The sequence below is a fragment of the Pseudoxanthomonas japonensis genome, from assembly GCF_010093445.1.
Lineage (GTDB): Bacteria > Pseudomonadota > Gammaproteobacteria > Xanthomonadales > Xanthomonadaceae > Pseudoxanthomonas_A > Pseudoxanthomonas_A japonensis.
Map to the genome: position 1 here is coordinate 1 of NZ_PDWW01000072.1, position 475 is coordinate 475.

General features: G+C 58.5%; 1 protein-coding gene. It reads left to right on the forward strand.

Going from position 1 to position 475, the window contains the following annotated elements; translation table 11 throughout:
- On the forward strand, positions 1 to 189 hold a 189-nt coding region (locus CSC78_RS19130), incomplete at its 5' end, for a hypothetical protein (protein ID WP_238391351.1).
- Between the last annotated feature and the right edge of the window lie 286 nt (positions 190 to 475).

Genomic DNA, 475 nt, shown 5'->3' on the forward strand with positions numbered 1-475 from the left:
ATGGCTACTGCACAAGTAGAACATCTGACTGCACGTCTATACAGTGTGCCTGACATTCGCATTCTAATACGAGCTGATATACTACCAGAACCTCAAGTGCATGTAGATCACCAACATGATGTTGAGCATCACGCTCTACAACGTCTACGCGCAAGAGGTCCTGTTGTTTTTTTTTTTTTCGACTTCTGACATCGGGTGCTCCTGCGCGGGTACGGCCTCCCGGACCAGCGTAACGCAAGCCCGGATCACGGTGGCGTATCGGCGCTGCCGTTTCCCATGGGCCTAAAGTTCGTTCTACAGGGGCCTTCGCTGCACCCGCTGTTGTAGGAGCGGGCATGACCGCGACACCGGCACCTCGGAACCTCCGCGGCGTCGCCTGTGTCCACGGCGTCGGCTTCGCGGCCTGAAGTCCGCTCCTGCAGAGGCATCGCTGCACCCGCTGTTGTAGGGGCGGGCATGACCGCGACACCGGCAC